Origin of the sequence: Gordonia phosphorivorans (assembly GCF_042432625.1) — a bacterium.
In the GTDB taxonomy this organism is placed as follows: domain Bacteria; phylum Actinomycetota; class Actinomycetes; order Mycobacteriales; family Mycobacteriaceae; genus Gordonia; species Gordonia phosphorivorans.
This window is the reverse complement of record NZ_JBHLWV010000027.1, coordinates 180,349-195,457: the sequence shown is the minus strand read 5'-3', so window position 1 is coordinate 195,457 and position 15,109 is coordinate 180,349. Positions and strand designations below refer to the sequence as shown.

The 15,109-nt window shown below is 70.5% G+C and carries 14 protein-coding genes; 1 reads left to right on the top strand and 13 read right to left on the bottom strand.

Annotated elements, in window-relative coordinates:
• Positions 1-8: 8 nt before the first annotated feature.
• The 12 genes from ACFFJD_RS15250 to ACFFJD_RS15195 all read right to left on the bottom strand — a co-directional run bounded on the left by ACFFJD_RS15250 (position 9) and on the right by ACFFJD_RS15195 (position 12,997).
• Positions 9-614 carry a phosphatase PAP2 family protein gene (locus ACFFJD_RS15250; RefSeq protein WP_382365667.1) on the bottom strand — a complete coding sequence of 202 codons (606 nt, stop codon included), beginning with the start codon at positions 612-614 and terminating at the stop codon, positions 9-11.
• Positions 595-2,511 carry a glycosyltransferase gene (locus tag ACFFJD_RS15245; RefSeq protein ID WP_382365665.1) on the bottom strand — a complete coding sequence of 639 codons (1,917 nt, stop codon included), beginning with the start codon at positions 2,509-2,511 and terminating at the stop codon, positions 595-597. Before ACFFJD_RS15245 ends, ACFFJD_RS15250 begins: the two co-directional genes overlap by 20 nt.
• A 13-nt stretch (positions 2,512-2,524) precedes the next feature.
• Complete coding sequence (gene glf, locus ACFFJD_RS15240; RefSeq protein WP_382365663.1) at positions 2,525-3,730, bottom strand: UDP-galactopyranose mutase; 1,206 nt, start codon at positions 3,728-3,730, stop codon at positions 2,525-2,527.
• A 124-nt stretch (positions 3,731-3,854) separates the two neighbouring features.
• Positions 3,855-5,558: a SpoIID/LytB domain-containing protein gene (locus ACFFJD_RS15235; RefSeq protein WP_382365661.1), complete on the bottom strand. Its 1,704-nt coding sequence runs from the start codon at positions 5,556-5,558 to the stop codon at positions 3,855-3,857.
• A gap of 252 nt (positions 5,559-5,810) precedes the next feature.
• The gene (locus ACFFJD_RS15230; protein WP_382365659.1) at positions 5,811-6,659 is read right to left on the bottom strand and encodes an HAD-IIB family hydrolase; all 849 of its coding nucleotides are present in this window, start codon (positions 6,657-6,659) and stop codon (positions 5,811-5,813) included.
• Positions 6,656-7,435 (bottom strand): lysophospholipid acyltransferase family protein, encoded by a 780-nt coding sequence (locus tag ACFFJD_RS15225; protein ID WP_382365657.1) that lies wholly within the window; start codon positions 7,433-7,435, stop codon positions 6,656-6,658. The genes ACFFJD_RS15230 and ACFFJD_RS15225 overlap by 4 nt, the downstream gene beginning before the upstream one ends.
• A gap of 14 nt (positions 7,436-7,449) precedes the next feature.
• On the bottom strand, positions 7,450-8,232 hold the full coding sequence (locus tag ACFFJD_RS15220; RefSeq protein ID WP_382365655.1) for a lysophospholipid acyltransferase family protein: 783 nt from the start codon (positions 8,230-8,232) through the stop codon (positions 7,450-7,452).
• Positions 8,233-8,253: 21 nt separating this feature from the next.
• Entirely contained in the window at positions 8,254-8,967 is a 714-nt protein-coding gene (locus ACFFJD_RS15215) for an anti-sigma factor (RefSeq protein ID WP_382365653.1), read from the bottom strand.
• On the bottom strand, positions 8,957-9,514 hold the full coding sequence (gene sigK, locus ACFFJD_RS15210; protein WP_382365651.1) for an ECF RNA polymerase sigma factor SigK: 558 nt from the start codon (positions 9,512-9,514) through the stop codon (positions 8,957-8,959). The genes ACFFJD_RS15215 and sigK overlap by 11 nt, the downstream gene beginning before the upstream one ends.
• A gap of 89 nt (positions 9,515-9,603) precedes the next feature.
• A complete protein-coding gene (locus ACFFJD_RS15205; protein WP_382365649.1) occupies positions 9,604-10,911 on the bottom strand; it encodes a class I SAM-dependent methyltransferase in 1,308 nt (435 codons plus the stop codon).
• Positions 10,908-11,666, bottom strand: a complete 759-nt coding sequence (locus ACFFJD_RS15200; protein ID WP_382365647.1) for a DUF1365 domain-containing protein — start codon at positions 11,664-11,666, stop codon at positions 10,908-10,910. Before ACFFJD_RS15200 ends, ACFFJD_RS15205 begins: the two co-directional genes overlap by 4 nt.
• A complete protein-coding gene (locus ACFFJD_RS15195; RefSeq protein ID WP_382365738.1) occupies positions 11,663-12,997 on the bottom strand; it encodes an NAD(P)/FAD-dependent oxidoreductase in 1,335 nt (444 codons plus the stop codon). Before ACFFJD_RS15195 ends, ACFFJD_RS15200 begins: the two co-directional genes overlap by 4 nt.
• 126 nt (positions 12,998-13,123) lie before the next feature.
• Between ACFFJD_RS15195 and ACFFJD_RS15190 the strand changes: the two genes are divergently transcribed.
• Complete coding sequence (locus ACFFJD_RS15190) at positions 13,124-14,470, top strand: TIGR01777 family oxidoreductase (RefSeq protein ID WP_382365645.1); 1,347 nt, start codon at positions 13,124-13,126, stop codon at positions 14,468-14,470.
• Positions 14,471-14,480: 10 nt separating this feature from the next.
• Here the strand turns inward: ACFFJD_RS15190 and ACFFJD_RS15185 are convergent, their stop codons facing one another.
• Positions 14,481-15,095, bottom strand: a complete 615-nt coding sequence (locus tag ACFFJD_RS15185) for a lipocalin family protein (RefSeq protein WP_382365643.1) — start codon at positions 15,093-15,095, stop codon at positions 14,481-14,483.
• Positions 15,096-15,109 lie beyond the last annotated feature (14 nt).

Sequence of the window (15,109 nt, the reverse complement as noted above, 5' to 3'; positions counted from 1 at the left end):
GCTGTTCCTCACTTGTTCGACGCCGACGGCGCGAGCCGATCGATGTAAAGCTTGTCTGCCGCGATCACCGCGCCGGCGCTCGCCGCACCGATCAGCGCACCCGCCGCTACATCGGAAGGGTAATGGACGCCGAGTACGAGGCGAGACAGCAGCATGGGGGCGACGAGCGCGGCGGGCAGCGCCGCCGGGGGCAACCCGGCCGCGCGGCCGAGCAGAACCGCGGCCGCGGTGGTCGACGTGGCGTGGCTCGACGGGAAGCTCAGCTTGCTCGGTGTGCTGACGCCGACGGTGATCTGCGGGTGGTGCGGACGGCGGCGCCGCACGATGCGCTTGATGACCACCGACGCCGCGTGCGCGCCGAAGGCGCCGACGCCGGCCTCGATGTACTTGCGCTTGCGCTCGTCGTCGCCCGCGCGGGCGGCGACGAGAGCGCCGGCCGCGGCCAGCCCCATCCAGCCGAGGGCGTGTTCGCCGAGGTGGCTGAGGCCGCGGGCCGCCGGCAGCACGCCGGGACGCCCGGCCAGTGCCGCCTGCACGCCGATGAGGATCAGCTCCTCCCCGCGCGGCGCGCGGTCGGCGTCGTCGATCATCGGATCAGTCGATTCCGTAGACACGTGCCCAACTCTCCTTGCTGCCCAATTCCTCGTGTGCGGCGCGGTACTGCGCGCGCATCTCGTCGAACCGGTCGCGCAGTTCCTTCTGCAGGCGTGCCGATTCCTTGGCGAGTTCGAGCATCTTGTCCCGATCGCGCTGGCGGTACACCACGCCGCGGCCGTCCGCAGTGGTCACGGTCACCCCGTCCACCCGGCCCAGCGAGAACCATCGGGCCTCCACCGGCGGGTAGTTGGCCTGCGGCACCTCGTGGTGGCGCGGATCGGCCGGGCGCGCGTTGTTCACCACGGCCCCGAGCAGGGCCTTGACCTTGGCGACGGCGCCGGTGGGCTCGTTCACCCCGAGGTGCGTGGCCTCGCCCGTGGTCCGCGGCAGATCCTCCGCCGACGGCAGCACCACCGCGTCGGGATAGGCCTTGCGCATCTCGGCGATCTTGCCCAGCGCGGTCGGCAGGATCTCCCGGATGTGGAACGGGCCGGCCAGGAAGTCCCGCATGGCCTCGTTCTGGATGGCGACCGTCGAGTACTCCAGGCACAGCAAGTGCTTGGCGGTGGCCTTCGCGTGCGAGCTCAGGATGCCGGTGACCGGGCCGTCGGTGTACAGCGAGGCCACCACCAGCCGGTTGCGCAGGTGGAAGTAGGCCTGCCAGTCGATGGCGTCGTCCTTGTCCGACCAGGCCATATGCCAGATCGCGATACCGGGGACGGTGGCCGTCGGATACCCGGCACGGTCCGCACGCAGCGCGTACTCCCAGTCGTCCCACTTGATGAACAGCGGCAGCGGCAGACCGATCTCCTGCGCGGCCACGCGCGGGATCATGCACATCCACCAACCGTTGCCGTCGACGTCGATCCGCCGGTGCAGGTTCTTGGAGTTGTCCCGATCGCTGAGCGGGTACTTGGCGAAGTCGTGGTCGTATTCGACGAACGGCGCCGCGGTCCACATGAAGCGGTGCCGGTCGATCACCTCGCCCATGCAGTGCAGGTGACTACGGTCCTGCAGGTTCAACATCTGGCCGCCGACCAGCATCGGCTTCTTCGCGAAGCGGGACATGGCCAGGGCGCGCAGGATCGAGTCCGGCTCGATCATGATGTCGTCGTCCATGTACAGGACGTACGGGCTGTCGGTGAGCCGCAGCGCCTCGAACATGATGCGCGAGTAGCCGCCGGAACCGCCCAGGTTGCCCTGGTCGAAGATGTGCAAGCGATCACCGAGAGCGGCGGCGGCCTCGGTGTAACCGGGCTCGTCGACCACCTTGCGGGTGCCCTGGTCCGGCATGATCACCGCGTCGACGACGGCGTCGACCATCGGGTCCGAGGTGAGCGCGGCCAGCGCGGCCACGGCGTCGGTGGGCCTGTTGAAGGTCGGGATGCCCACGGTCACGTTGGGCGAGCCCGCCCCCTCCGGGGGTTCGGTGGGCGCGTACCAGCCCGCGGCCACGATCTCGGTGGCCTCGGTGGTGGTGACGTCGAACCAGATCCAGCCGCCGTCCTCGAATGGCCCCAGGTCGGTCTCGTACTCGAAGACGCCGCGCCCGTCGGCATCGAGAAGCACCAGGTCGCCGCCGATGGCGATGCGCGAGCCGTCGATCTTGGACCGGTACAGATCCACCCGCGCATTGCCGATCACCTCAACGCGCAGCACCACCGACTTCAGGACGGTCCAGCGGCGCCAGTAGGAGGCGGCGAAGGCGTTGAAGTAGGTGGCGAAGCTGACCTCGGACTCGCCGCCCAGCCGCACGCTGGTGCGGTCGGGGGCGTGGGCGCGCGCCTCGTTGCGGTCGGATTCGACCAGGTACAGCGAGCGCACGTCCAGCGGCTCACCCGGTCGGGGGAAGATCACGCGCTGCAGCAGGGAGGTCGCTCGGCTGTCGGCCCCGGCAAGGTCGGTTGAACTCATCTATCGTGCTCCGTCAGTCCGCGTCGGGTCGACCCGCCAGCGGCGCGCCGTCACGCAGGTGCGGGGCCAGCGTGTTGTCGAACATGGTCAGCGCACTGGCGATGGCCATGTGCATATCGAGGTACTGGTAGGTGCCCAGGCGTCCACCGAAGAGCACTCCCCGCTCGGCCGTCTCGGTCTTGGCCAGGTCGCGGTAGGCGCCGAGGCGTTCCCGATCCTCGGGGGTGTTGATCGGGTAGTAGGGCTCGTCGTCGGTACCGGCGAACCGACTGAACTCGCGCATGATGACGGTCTTGTCGGTGGGGTACTCGGTGCGCTCGGGGTGGAAGTGGCGGAACTCGTGGATCCGCGTGAACGGCACGTCGCCGTCGTTGTAGTTCATCACCGGGGTGCCCTGGAAGTCGCCGGTGTCGAGGACCTCGAGCTCGAAGTCCAGGGTGCGCCAGCCCAGATCGCCGGCCGCGTAGTCGAAGTAACGGTCCAGCGGGCCGGTGTAGACCACCGGCGCGGACGGGTTGGCCGTGCGCAGTTCGTCGCGCACGTCGAACCAGTCGGTGTCGAGCCGGACGGTGATCTTCTCGTCGGCGGCCATGTTCTCCAGCCAGGCGGTGTAGCCGTCGACGGGCAGACCCTCGTAGGTGTCGCTGAAGTAGCGGTTGTCGAAGTTGTAGCGCACCGGCAGCCGGGTGATGTTGCCTGCGGGCAGGTTCTTCGGGTCGGTCTGCCACTGCTTGGCGGTGTAATGCTTGATGAACGCCTCGTACAGGGGCCGACCGATCAGGCTGATCGCCTTCTCTTCCAGGTTGGTCGCGTCGGCGGTGGCGATCTCGCTGGCCTGTTCGGCGATCAAGGCCCGCGCCTCGTCGGGGCTGTAGTACCGGCCGAAGAACTGCGCCACCAGGCCCAGACCCATCGGGAACTGGTAGGCCTGGCCGTCGTGCATGCAGAACACGCGATGCTGGTAGCCGGTGAACGAGGTGAACTGGTTGACGTAGTCCCACACCCGCTGGTTGGACGTGTGGAAAAGGTGCGCACCGTACTTGTGCACCTCGATGCCGGTGGTCGGCTCGGCTTCGGAGTAGGCGTTGCCACCGAGGTGGTTGCGTCGTTCGACGACGAGAACGCGCTTGCCGAGCTGGGTTGCGGCCCGCTCGGCCACGGTCAGGCCGAAGAATCCGGATCCGACCACGATCAGGTCGTAGGCACTGTTATCGGTCACAACTGTTCAGGTTATCCGACCGAACCTGAGTGTTGACCAAGGCGCGGCGTGGGGCGGTACCGGAGAAAGATCACTCCCCCGCCCGATGCCGGGCGAGGGAGTGAGGGGTTGTGCGTCGAAGTGCTCAGCCGAGCGCGTCGGCGGTCGGGAAGCCCAGGACCGCGAGGCCGCCTCGGTTGAGGAAGTCGGTGAACGCCTCACCCAGCAACGCCTTGGCCCCGGTCAGCGGACTGTAGTAGATCACGCCGTTCTCCAGCACCTGCACCAGTCCGTGCATGCCCTTGCCGTCGACCACGAGTTCCGGCTTGGCCACCGTGCCCGTCGATCCCTGCGAGTTGTCGCTGCGATCCTTGGCCACCGTGCCCAGCGAACCCTGCGAGTTGTCGCTGCGATCCTTGGCCACCGTGCCCAACGAACCCTGCGAGTTGTCGCTACGATCCAACGCCACCTGCTTGGCGCCGAGGATGCCCAGACCGGCGGTGATCATCTGCTCGATGAGCGGGGTCAGCTGACCGGTCACATCGCTGAACTCGCTGAGCCCGAGGGCCGAGAGATCCGGCAGGTCACCGGACATCAGCGAGGTGAGCGGGCTCAGATCCAGGAAGTCCAGCAGGCCGCCGCCACCCGGCGTGGCCGGACCCATCGGCGGCTTGACGATCTTCGGCATGCTCTTCTGCCCGACCACCGAGAACCAGTCGGACTTGAGCTGCAGCTTCTGCCGCACCTCGTCGCCGGTGGCCTCCACGGTCCGGTTGCTGCCGACCACGCGGACCTTGCCCACCCGGCCGCTGCCCTCGCCGAGACCGTTGGCCTCGATCACCTCGAAGCTGCGCAGCGCGCCGACCCCGAACGCCGAGGCGATGCTGCCCGGGCTGACCGTCGCGGTCCAGCGGTGGTTCGGAGAGACACGATCGCCCTCGTCGAGGACCGCCGGGAAGTCGCCGCCCGCGGTGTAGCCGCCGGTGGACGCCGAGAACTCGGTGAGGGCGGGCTTGCCGCCGCGCATCCGCACCTGGCCCGCCGTCGCATCCGCGGCCCGGTTGGTGCGCGGGTCCTCCCCCGACACACCGTGGTACACCTGCGACTGCTGGGTGTTGTTCATCTTGCGTCCCGACGCCAGGCCGGCCAGGACGTAGGAACGCGCCGCCACCGCCTGCGCCTTGAGTGCCTCGAAGCCGCCAGAATCGGCCCACGCGGGCACCGACTCCTTGGGAATGACGCCCTTGACGTAGTCGTCGACGTTGAGTTTGTTGGCCACCCCGTCCGGGCCGAAGCCCAGCGCGCCGCGGTACTTGCCGCCGTCGCAGAAGGTGAGCAGTTCGTTCGCGGGCCGATTGGGCCCGGCGTGGATCGGTTCGACCCATTGGGCGGGCACCGTCTTGACGACGGCACCGTTGCACCCGTCGGTGATGGTGGCGTTGCCCCCGGACAGGCGCACTGCCTGTCCGGGAGCCACCGTCTGGCCACCTACCTTGGCACCGGCGTCCGCGCGGACATTCACCGAGTTCCGTTCGCTGAGCGAGACGGTGACGTCGGGGTTGTCCACCTTCCCCGCGGTCGTGTTGCCGTAGTAGTGGCGCAGGATCTTGTCGGCATTCCAGCCCTGTTTGGCGTAGCCGTAGGCGCCCCATTGGCCCATGCCGCGACCGTGTCCGTGGCCCTTGCCCTGCAGGGTCAGCGGCGAGTTCACGCTCAAGGTGACACCCGTCTCCGGCAGCAGCTGGCCGCCGCCGAGAGCCAGTCCGCCGGCTGCCAGCAACGGCGCAAGGCCGAGGGCAGCAAAGGTGATCGTTCGCTTCTTGGCTCGGCCGGGTCGGGTCAGTGGCACTGCATTACCTCTTCGCGCGGGACCCCAGCTGCAGTCTGTGGCCCGTGTGATTACTGGGACTCATGTGACAGTAGTGATCACAAGGCCACCCACACAACCCGGCACGGTCACAACCGGGTCACGCTTATCGAACACCCCTCGAACACCCCACGCCGACGCCCCCGCACCTCCCCAAGACGGGTGTCGCGACTCATCCTTCGTGTCGCCGAGTTGCAGCGCGGGCGAGACGAGGTACGGGTCGCGACATCGGGGTCAGAACCAGCGCTCGAGGACCTGCGCCAGGCCGTCCTCGTAGTTGGGTGGCGCCACTTCGTCGGCGGCGGCCAGCGCCGCCTCGTCGCCGTGCCCCATCGCCACCCCCAGACCGGCCCACGAGAGCATCTCGATGTCGTTGGGCATGTCGCCGAAGGCGATCGGGGCCCGCCCGTCGATGTCGCTGTTGGCCACCAACCACGCCAGGCCGCTGGCCTTGTGGATGTCCGGGACGGAGAGTTCGATCAGGCCGGTGCCGATCGAGTACGTCACCTCGGCCAGGCCGCCCAGCGCCGGACGGATCCGATGCGCCATCTCGCGCGAGGACATCCCCGGCACGCGGGCCAGGAGTTTCACCGCCGGCGCTTCGAAGAGGTCCTCGTCGCCCACCTGCACGTGATCGGGATTGAGCCAGGCGTGCTCGTAGCCCGCGGTCGCCACGAACTCGGGGTTGGCTGCGTCGCCGCGACGCCGGCCCGTCGAGCCCACCCGTTCGGCGGCGAGCCCGGCGCCGGGCAGCCGCTCGGCGATCACCTCGGCCAACGTCCGCAGCACCTCCGGGGCCAGGGCGTTCACATGCAGGATCTCGTCGGCGTCGACGTCGTAGACGATCGCGCCGTTGGCGCACACCGCATACCGGACGGCGGCCGAGGAGTCGGCGAGCTGATCGGCCACCTGCGGGATCCACCGCGGCGGCCGTCCCGTCGCCAAGACCAGTTCCACCCCGGCCGCACGTGCGCGTTCCAGCGCGGCCCGCGTGCGCGACGTCAGGCGTTCGGCGTCGTCGAGCAGCGTTCCGTCCACGTCGGAGGCGATCAGCGACGGCGGCCCCCATGGTTGCGATGTCATCGACGCTTCCTTTCGTCTGCGGCGGCCTTCGCGGCGCGTCGACGCGCCTTCGCGGCCGCTTCGGCTTCTTCGATGATCAACGCCGACTCCGGAGTCGGCGCCGATCCGCCCAGCCGCGCGGGGAGCCAGTCGGCCCCGGCCGGCGCTTCGGGATAGGTCTCTTGCAGGTCGGTCAGCATGACCGCCATGTGCGCACGCAGTTCCTCGGTCGCCCGGTCCACGTCCACCGCGGCCGGGTACTCGATCGGCTCGCCGAAGCTCACGTATACCGGGATCCGCGCATGACCCAGGCGTCGCCGGGTGCCCTTGCTCCATTGCCGCTGCGCACCCCAGTGCACCGCGGGCACCACCGGGACCCCGGCCTCCGCCGCCATCCGCACCGCCCCGGACTTGAACTCCTTCAGCTCGAAGCTGCGGCTGATAGTGGCCTCCGGATACACCACGATCGCGTGACCGGCCTGCAGCGTGTCGACGGCCGTCCGATAGGCCCGGGCCCCCGCCGAACGATCCACCGGGACCGACCGCGTGTGCTTCACCAGGAACCGCATCATGGCGTTGTCGGTCAGCTCGGACTTGGCCAGGAACCGTCCGCGCCGCCCCACCCGGGTCAAGCCCAGGCCGGGTGCGAGGAAGTCGGTGTAGCTGTTGTGGTTCAGGACCAGCACGAAACCACCGGTGGCGGGGATGTTCTCCAGTCCTCGATAGCGACGGCGCACACCCTGGGCCCGCACCAGCGCACCGGCGATGAGCTGCAGCGTCCGATAGACCGGTTCCATACTGCCCCGCAGCGTCAGGCGTCTCCGGCGCTCTGCTCACCCGCGGCGCGCTTGGCGGCTTTGGCAGCGGCATCGGCGGCGTCCATGGCGTCGGCCTCGGCCAGGGTCGGCGCACCGCCGCCCAAGCGGGCCGGCACCCAGAACTCGCCGGCCGGGTACGGACCATTCCACTGCGCATACATGTCCTGCAGCTCCAGCAACTTGGCCGACATCGAGGCGTGCAACTGCGCGGTGATCTCCTCGGCGGAGCCGTTGGGCAGAATCGGCTCGGCGACGCCGATCGCGATCTTGAAGTTGTTCCGGCCCAGCGCCTTCGGGTGCCCCTTGGTCCAGATGCGCTGGGCACCCCAGATCACCGTCGGGATGATCGGAGCCCCGGAATCGAGGGCCATGCGCGCCGCGCCGGACTTGAACGCCTTGATCTCGAAACTCCGGCTGATCGTCGCCTCGGGATAGACGCCCACCAGTTCGCCGCTGCGCAGGTAGTCGACGGCCGTCTGGTAGCTCTCGGCACCGTTGCCGCGGTCCACCGGAATGTGCCGCAGGGCCCGCATGATGGGGCCGCCGATCGCGTTGTCGAAGACTTCCTTCTTCGCCATGAAGCGAACCTTGCGCCGCCCCTGAAGGTGCGCGGGGATGCCCGCGAGGGTGAAGTCGAGGTAGCCGGTGTGGTTGATCGCCACCACGCCCGGCCCGCTCACCGGCACGTTCTCGACGCCGGAGATCTTGAACTTGAGGCCCTGGGCCAGCCACAGCGTGCGTGCCGCGCCGATCACCGTGTCGTATACGGGTTCCATACTCGTCAGCCTAGCCGGGCGTCACGACAGCGGGAGCCGGGCGACGGGCTCGCCGATCATCTTGTCCGGCGTGGCGGCATCGCCGACGGTGAAGGTGACCGCGGTGGCGCCGCCCATGTCGTGCAGGGTCGCGGTGGTCGACGGCGCGACGTCGGCATCGGACATGGTGCCGGCCAGTCGCGGACCGCCCGGGCCGTCCAGCCACATCTGATAGATGGTGCCCGGTGCGGGCTGTGGAACCTGATTCATCACCAGAATGCCCTCCCCGGCCGCAGGCGAGTACGTGATGGTCGCCCGACCGCCGGCCACCTCGCCGCTGGTCGTGCGCACATCCGGTGCGGCGAAGACCTGCTCGGCCGTGGTCTGATTCACCGGTTCCGCGTCGCCGCCGAGCGTGTAGCCCAGCACCACGCCGCCGGCCCCGAGCAGCACGGCCGCCGCCGCGGCCGCGGCGAACAGCCGCAGTCGGTTCCGGTCGGACGCCTCGGTCCGCGCGGGCCGGGCGTCGACGGCGTCGAGCACCCGCGCCCGCAGGGCGGGCGGCGGGGTCAGGGCCGTCGTCGCGCTGAGGTCGGCCATCGCCTCGCGGATCGCGGCGACCTCGGCGTCGAAGTCGGCGCGCTCGGCGTCCGAGGCCTCGCGAAGCGATCGCAGCAGGCGGGCGCGTTCGACGTCGTCGAGCGCATCCAGCGCGAACACCGCGGCGAGTTCGTGCAGGTCGGAGTCATCGATCACCGCCCAAACACCCCCTCAACCTCTTGAGTCCGTCGCGAATCCGACTCTTCACCGTGGGCAGGGCCACCGTGAGCCGGTCGGCGACCTCGCGGTAGGTCAGCCCGTCGTAGTAGGCCAGGCTGACCGCCTCGACCTGCAGGTCGGTCAGCGTCTCGAAGCAGTCCCGGGCGCGCCGCGCCTCCTCCCGCGTGAGCACCTCGTACTCCACGCCGTCGGTCTCGCCCACGTACGCAGCGCGTCCGTACCGCGATTCCCGATCCGACGCCGACGACTCGGCGCGCACCCGATCCACGGCACGACGGTGCCCGATGGTGAGCAGCCATGACAGCGGGCTGCCACGCTCGGCGCGGAAGCTGCCCGCCTCCCGCCACACCTGCAGGTACACCTCTTGGGTGACCTCTTCGCTGTAGCCCCGGTCGCGGAGCACCCGCATGACCATCCCGTAAACGCGGGCGCTGGTCCGGTCGTACAGCTCCGCGAACGCGCCGCGGTCGCCGTCGGCCACCCGGGACAGCAGGTCCTCGAGGCCGGCGACGTCGGCGGTCACGTCCGACTCTCTCTCCGGGGGCCCATTCTCGGGGCTGCGGGCGTCTTCATCGACTGCCAGCCTAGCCGCCCCGAGCACCGCGGTCATGACTAGTCCGGCGGCGCGGCGACGGCGGGCTTGTCCAGACGCAGCTGATAGACGTCAAGGTAGCCCGCGCGAAAACCCGCCTCGGAGTACGCCAGATAGAAGGTCCACATGCGTTCGAAGACCGCGTCGAAGCCGAGACGCCCGATCAGTGCGGACTGCGCACGGAACCGCTCGCGCCACAGCCGCAGCGTGCGCGCGTAGTGGCGGCCCAGCGCCAGTTCGTCGGTCACCGTCAGATCCGTCGCGGTGGCCACCACCTCCCGCAAGGCCTCGATCGACGGTAGGCAGCCGCCCGGGAAGATGTACTTGTGCACCCAGGTGTACGTCGACCCGGAGGCGAGCATGCGCTCGTGCGGCATGGTGATCACCTGGATCGCCGCCCGACCGCCGGGAGCGAGTACCCGCTGGACGGTGCGGAAGTACTCCGGCCAGTACTCGCGGCCCACCGCCTCGAGCATCTCCACCGACACCACGGCGTCGTATTCGCCGTCGACCAGGCGATAGTCGAGCAGGTCCACGCGGACCCGCTCGGCGTGGCCGGCCTCGGCGATCCGGGTCAGCGCCAGCTCCCGCTGCTCGCTCGACAGGGTCAGCGACCGCACCTGCGCTCCACGTTCGGCGGCCCGCAGACACAGCTCGCCCCAGCCGGTGCCGATCTCCAGCAGCCGGGTGCCCGGTCCCACCCCCGCCTGATCGAGCAGGCGGTCGATCTTGGCCCGCTGTGCCGCGGCCAGATCGTCCCAGTCCGCCCTCTCGGCGGCCTCGTCGGTGCCGAAGTAGGCGCTGGAATAGCTCAGGGTCTCGTCCAGGAAGGCCGCGAACAGGTCGTTGGACAGGTCGTAGTGCCGCGAGATGTTCGACCGGGTGTTGGCGACGGTGTTCTGCTCGTCGTCGGGATGCCCGGGCAGCACCAGCGTGCGCAGGCGCTGCAACGGGGCGGGCACCAGCTCGGCGACCCGTTCGGCGAAGGGCGTGAGCACCCCGACCAGGTCGTCGGTGGTCCAGTCGCCGGCCATGAAGGCCTCCCCGAATCCGATCAAACCGTCGGCGCCCACCCGCCGGAAGAGCGCATCCGGATCGCGAATGATCATGCGCGGCAACACTTCTCCGGCAGCTCGCCGGGTATCGCGACGGGGCCCGCGAGCCCGGGACGGGTATTCGATCGAGAGCGGCAGACGACGGGTCGCCATCGCGAACAGCCAGCCTGCCGCCGCGCCGCGCAGCTTGCCGCCGCGCGGCAGCGCCACATCCGGCCAGGCGGTGGCATCGACGCGCACCTCGGTGTGATCGCAGCAGTCGGTGACGGTCATCGAACATGTCCTTTCCTCGTCGGTACCGACGGTCGGGGTCTGGGGTGAATGTGCAGGCCGCGCGCCCACAGCCGGATGCCGTGAACGCGGATGCGCAGCGCTACGAGCCACGGGGCCAACGGCGCCCGCAGTTGCGCGCGCAGCACCGCGCGCGTGGTCGCGGGCCGGGCCGCACCGCGCAGCGTCGCGGTGAACGGCGGCTGTCCCGGGCGATCCAAAGCGATGGCCACGCGCACCCGCCCGGCGGCATCCGGTTCGGGTACGGCCAGCCGGTAGCGGCCGGAGACGTCGTTGAACGGGGAGACGTAGAACTGCTTGTCCACCTCGGCGCGACCGCGCACGTCCGGATACACCAGGTAGCAGTGCCGGCCGCCGTAGGTGTTGTGCACCTCGGCGATCACGCAGCGCAGCCGTCCGACCCGGTCGTGGCACCAGAACACCGACAGCGGATTGAACACGTAGCCGGCCACCCGCGGCGACAGCAGCGCGGTGACCCGGCCGTCGATCGCCGGCGCGCCGACGTCGGCCAGATGGGCGTCGAGCCGACCCCGCAGGGTCTGCCCCGGCCAGCTCTCCTCCGGAAAGTGGTCGTCGGCGCGGAAGCGGGCGGCCCACCGCAGGCCGCGCGGCAGCACCGGAAGATCGTCGACGTCCACCAGCCAGGTCAGGCTCCGGTAGGCGAAGGCGTGCTCCACCGGCGCGCGGCGGGCGTGATGGATGCGCGTGTACACCAGGGACGGCACCGGGGCGGTCATCGCGGCACCGCCGCCGGCCGGTCGGCCCGCTCGTCGGGCCACACGCCGCCGAAGCGCCGCGCGGCGCGGAGCCCGGAGGCGGCGCCGTCCTCGTGAAAGCCCCACCCGTGGTACGCCCCGGCGAAGGCGATCGCGGGGGTGTCGATCTCCGGCAGGCGCCGCTGCGCCGCCACCGACGCCAGGTCGTAGATCGGGTGCTCGTAGGTCATCGACGCCAGCACCGTGCTCGGATCCACCAGGTCGGTGCGCCCCATGGTGAGCAGGTGCCGCGGGCGCCCCGGAACCTCCGGCCCGTGCGGCAGACGCATGAGCCGGGTCAGGTCGTAGGTCACCGCGACCTGCGTGCCGTCGTCGCGAATCTGGTAGTTCCACGAGGCCCGCGCCGCGCGCGCCCTGGGCAGCAGGGTTTCGTCGGTGTGCAGCACGGCGGGCTTGGCCGCGTACCGCAGATCGCCGAGGACGGCGCGCTGGAGTGCCGACGGCGCACCGAGCAGGGCCAGGGCTTGGCCGGAGTGGGTCGCCACGACGGCGGCGTCGAACCGCTGCCGCGCACCGCCCGCGGTCAGCTCGACGCCGTCGCCGGTCTCGCGCAGGTCGCTCACCGGGGTGCCGCGCACGACTCGCCCGCCGTGGTCCTCGACGTACGCGGCCACCGCGTCCACGTACACCGCCGAACCGCCCGTGACCGTCCGCCACTGCGGCGACCCGAAGACCGAGAGCATCCCGTGGTGGTCGAGGAACTCGAACAGATACCGCGCCGGATACCGCTCGGCGTCGTCGGCATCGCACGACCACACCGCGGCCACGAGGGGCAGCAGGAAGTTCTCGCGGAAGTAGGTCGACAGGCCGCTGCGCTCGACGAAGACCCCGAGGGGTTCGTCGTCGGCCGGGTCGTCGAGCACGGCCTGCGCGAGGCCGTGGAAGCGCTTCACCTCCACGAGCATCCGCAGGTAACGACCGCGGGTGAGGTTGCGCCACGAAGGGAACAGTCCGGCCGCGCCCCGCGCTCCGGCGTACTCCAGGCCGGTCAGTTCCGACCGCACCGACATCGACATGTCGGTGGCCGCGGTGGCGATGCCGAGGTGACCGAACAGGCGCAGCAGGGTGGGGTACGTCCGATCGTTGTGCACCAGGAAGGCCGTGTCGACGGCCACCCGCGCGCCGTCCGGGGTGTCGACGAGATGCGTGTGCGCGTGCCCGCCGAGCCGGTCGTCGGCCTCGAACAAGGTCACCTCGTGCCGCTGCGCCAGCAGGAACGCCGAGGTCAGACCGCTCACGCCGCTGCCGATCACCGCGACGCGTCCGGATCCCGATGCCAGTCGTTGATTCATCACGACCGGCATTCGGAGCCGCGGCGTCCCCGGATGGGTCCGCGTTCGCCATCCGGGTGCGCGGCCGTTCCGAATGACTGGACGAGCCGACCTGTCACCGTGGTCGTACGGAAAGGATGTCCCACCATGAGCATCAGCTACTCGAGTACCGTCGACGCGCCGTGCGAGGAGGTCTTCGCCTGGCATGCCCGCCCGGGCGCCCTGCTCCGGCTGCTGCCGCCGTGGCAGCCGATGCGCGCGCTGCGCGAGGCCTCGTCGCTGGCCGACGGTCGGGCGCTGCTGGGTCTGCCGGGCGGTCTGCGCTGGTGCGCGCAGCATCGGATCGACGACTACCGGCCCCCGTATCGCTTCGTGGACGAACGGATCACCGTCGACGCGCGCACCGCTCCCGCCGCCCTATCGGGCACCTGGCGCCACGAACACGAGTTCACGCCGGAAACGCCCGCACGCACGCGGATGACCGATCGGGTCACCACCGCGGTGCCGGCCGCCGCCCTGCGTTCGACGTTCCGCTTCCGCCATCGTCAAGTGGCCGACGATCTGGCGCGGCATGCACAGGCCGCGGCGGCCGGGTTCGAGGCGCAAACCATCGCGGTCACCGGCGCGTCCGGCATGGTGGGCACGCAGCTCTGCGCCTTCCTCACCACCGGCGGCCACCGCGTCATCCGTCTCGTCCGCCGACCCGCCGACGGCCCGGACGAGCGGACCTGGGATCCGGAGGCCCCGGCCGTCGATGTGCTCCGCGGCGTGGACGCCGTGATCCATCTGGCCGGAGCCCCGATCGCGGGCCGCTTCACCGACCGGCACCGGTCGCAGATCCGGGACAGTCGGGTGGGTCCGACGCAGCGACTGGCCGAGCGGGCCGCGGACGAGGGCGGACTCACCTTCGTCAGCGCCTCGGCGATCGGCTTCTACGGGCACGACCGCCCCGGCGAGGAGCTCGACGAACAGGCGCGAGCCGGCCACGACTTCCTGGCCGGAGTGGTGAGCGAGTGGGAAGCGGCGACCGCACCGGCCACCGACGCGGGGCTGCGGACGGTGCAGGTGCGCACCGGCATCGTGCAGAGCCCGCTGGGCGGCACCCTGCAGTTGCAGCGGCCGATCTTCGCCGCCGGGCTGGGCGGACGGCTGGGCAACGGCCGCCAGGTGTTGAGCTGGATCGATCTGGACGACCTGATCGATGTCTACCACCGCGCCCTGTACGACGACCGGCTGCGCGGACCGGTGAACGCCGTCGCACCGCAACCGGCGAGCGCCAACGAGTACGCGGACACCCTGGCGCACGTCCTGCATCGTCCCGCGCTGCTGCCGGTCCCCGAGTGGGGCCCGCGGCTGCTGCTCGGTCGCCAGGGTGCCCGCGAGTTGGCGCTCGCCGATCAGGCCGTGTTCCCGGAGGTGCTCACCGCCCACGGCCACCGGTTCCGGCGACCGACCCTCACCGAATGCCTCGATCACCAGCTGGGCAGGGCCTGAGGCCGTCCCCCTACCGCGGCGTCGTGCACAGCGGCGCGATGCCGCTGAGCCCGCCGGTGGTCGGGGAGGTGAGATAGGTGCAGTCCGACTGGCCGGCGGCCGCGATGGCCGCGCGCACCGCCGTCCAGTCGGCGCGCTCGAGTGCCGGGGTGCGCGCGAGCACGAAACCCGACCGGCGGCTGGGATCGGTCACCACCGCCCACTCGTAGTCCGGATCCAGGCCCACCACGATGTAGTTGGGCACCTTCTCGGACTGCCCCCAGTTCGGGACGCCCGGGAAGCGGACGCGCAGCTGCGCGCCGGTCTTCCGGTCCAGCACCGTCGCCCGCCCGGTGATGGTGTTGGGGGTGCCGGCCCAGGTGGTGCACGAGTTGCGCACGCCCACCTCGCCGTCGTCGGTCGCCGAGTACCGCGCCGTGGTGTCCCGCGCGCACACGAGGTTGAACGGCGCGGGTACCGCCGCCAGCTGATGCCAGGTGCCCAGATAGCGGTCCAGTTCCACCCGAGGCACCGGTGCCGGTCCGCCGCCCGACGGGGCGGCGACCGCCGCGCCCGCGCCGGCGCCCGTGGCCAACGCCAGCGCGCACATCGCGGCGGCCCAGGTTCGACGAGCTCTGCGTGTCATGGTCTCTTCCTTCG

Excerpts from the sequence above, each read along its gene's own strand:
- ACFFJD_RS15245 (WP_382365665.1), bottom strand. The coding sequence starts at position 2,511 with ATGAGTTCAACCGACCTTGCCGGGGCCGACAGCCGAGCGACCTCCCTG.
- ACFFJD_RS15230 (WP_382365659.1), bottom strand. The coding sequence starts at position 6,659 with ATGACATCGCAACCATGGGGGCCGCCGTCGCTGATCGCCTCCGACGTG.
- ACFFJD_RS15225 (WP_382365657.1), bottom strand. The coding sequence starts at position 7,435 with ATGGAACCGGTCTATCGGACGCTGCAGCTCATCGCCGGTGCGCTGGTG.
- ACFFJD_RS15220 (WP_382365655.1), bottom strand. The coding sequence starts at position 8,232 with ATGGAACCCGTATACGACACGGTGATCGGCGCGGCACGCACGCTGTGG.
- ACFFJD_RS15205 (WP_382365649.1), bottom strand. The coding sequence starts at position 10,911 with ATGACCGTCACCGACTGCTGCGATCACACCGAGGTGCGCGTCGATGCC.
- ACFFJD_RS15200 (WP_382365647.1), bottom strand. The coding sequence starts at position 11,666 with ATGACCGCCCCGGTGCCGTCCCTGGTGTACACGCGCATCCATCACGCC.
- ACFFJD_RS15195 (WP_382365738.1), bottom strand. The coding sequence starts at position 12,997 with ATGAATCAACGACTGGCATCGGGATCCGGACGCGTCGCGGTGATCGGC.
- ACFFJD_RS15190 (WP_382365645.1), top strand. The coding sequence starts at position 13,124 with ATGAGCATCAGCTACTCGAGTACCGTCGACGCGCCGTGCGAGGAGGTC.
- ACFFJD_RS15185 (WP_382365643.1), bottom strand. The coding sequence starts at position 15,095 with ATGACACGCAGAGCTCGTCGAACCTGGGCCGCCGCGATGTGCGCGCTG.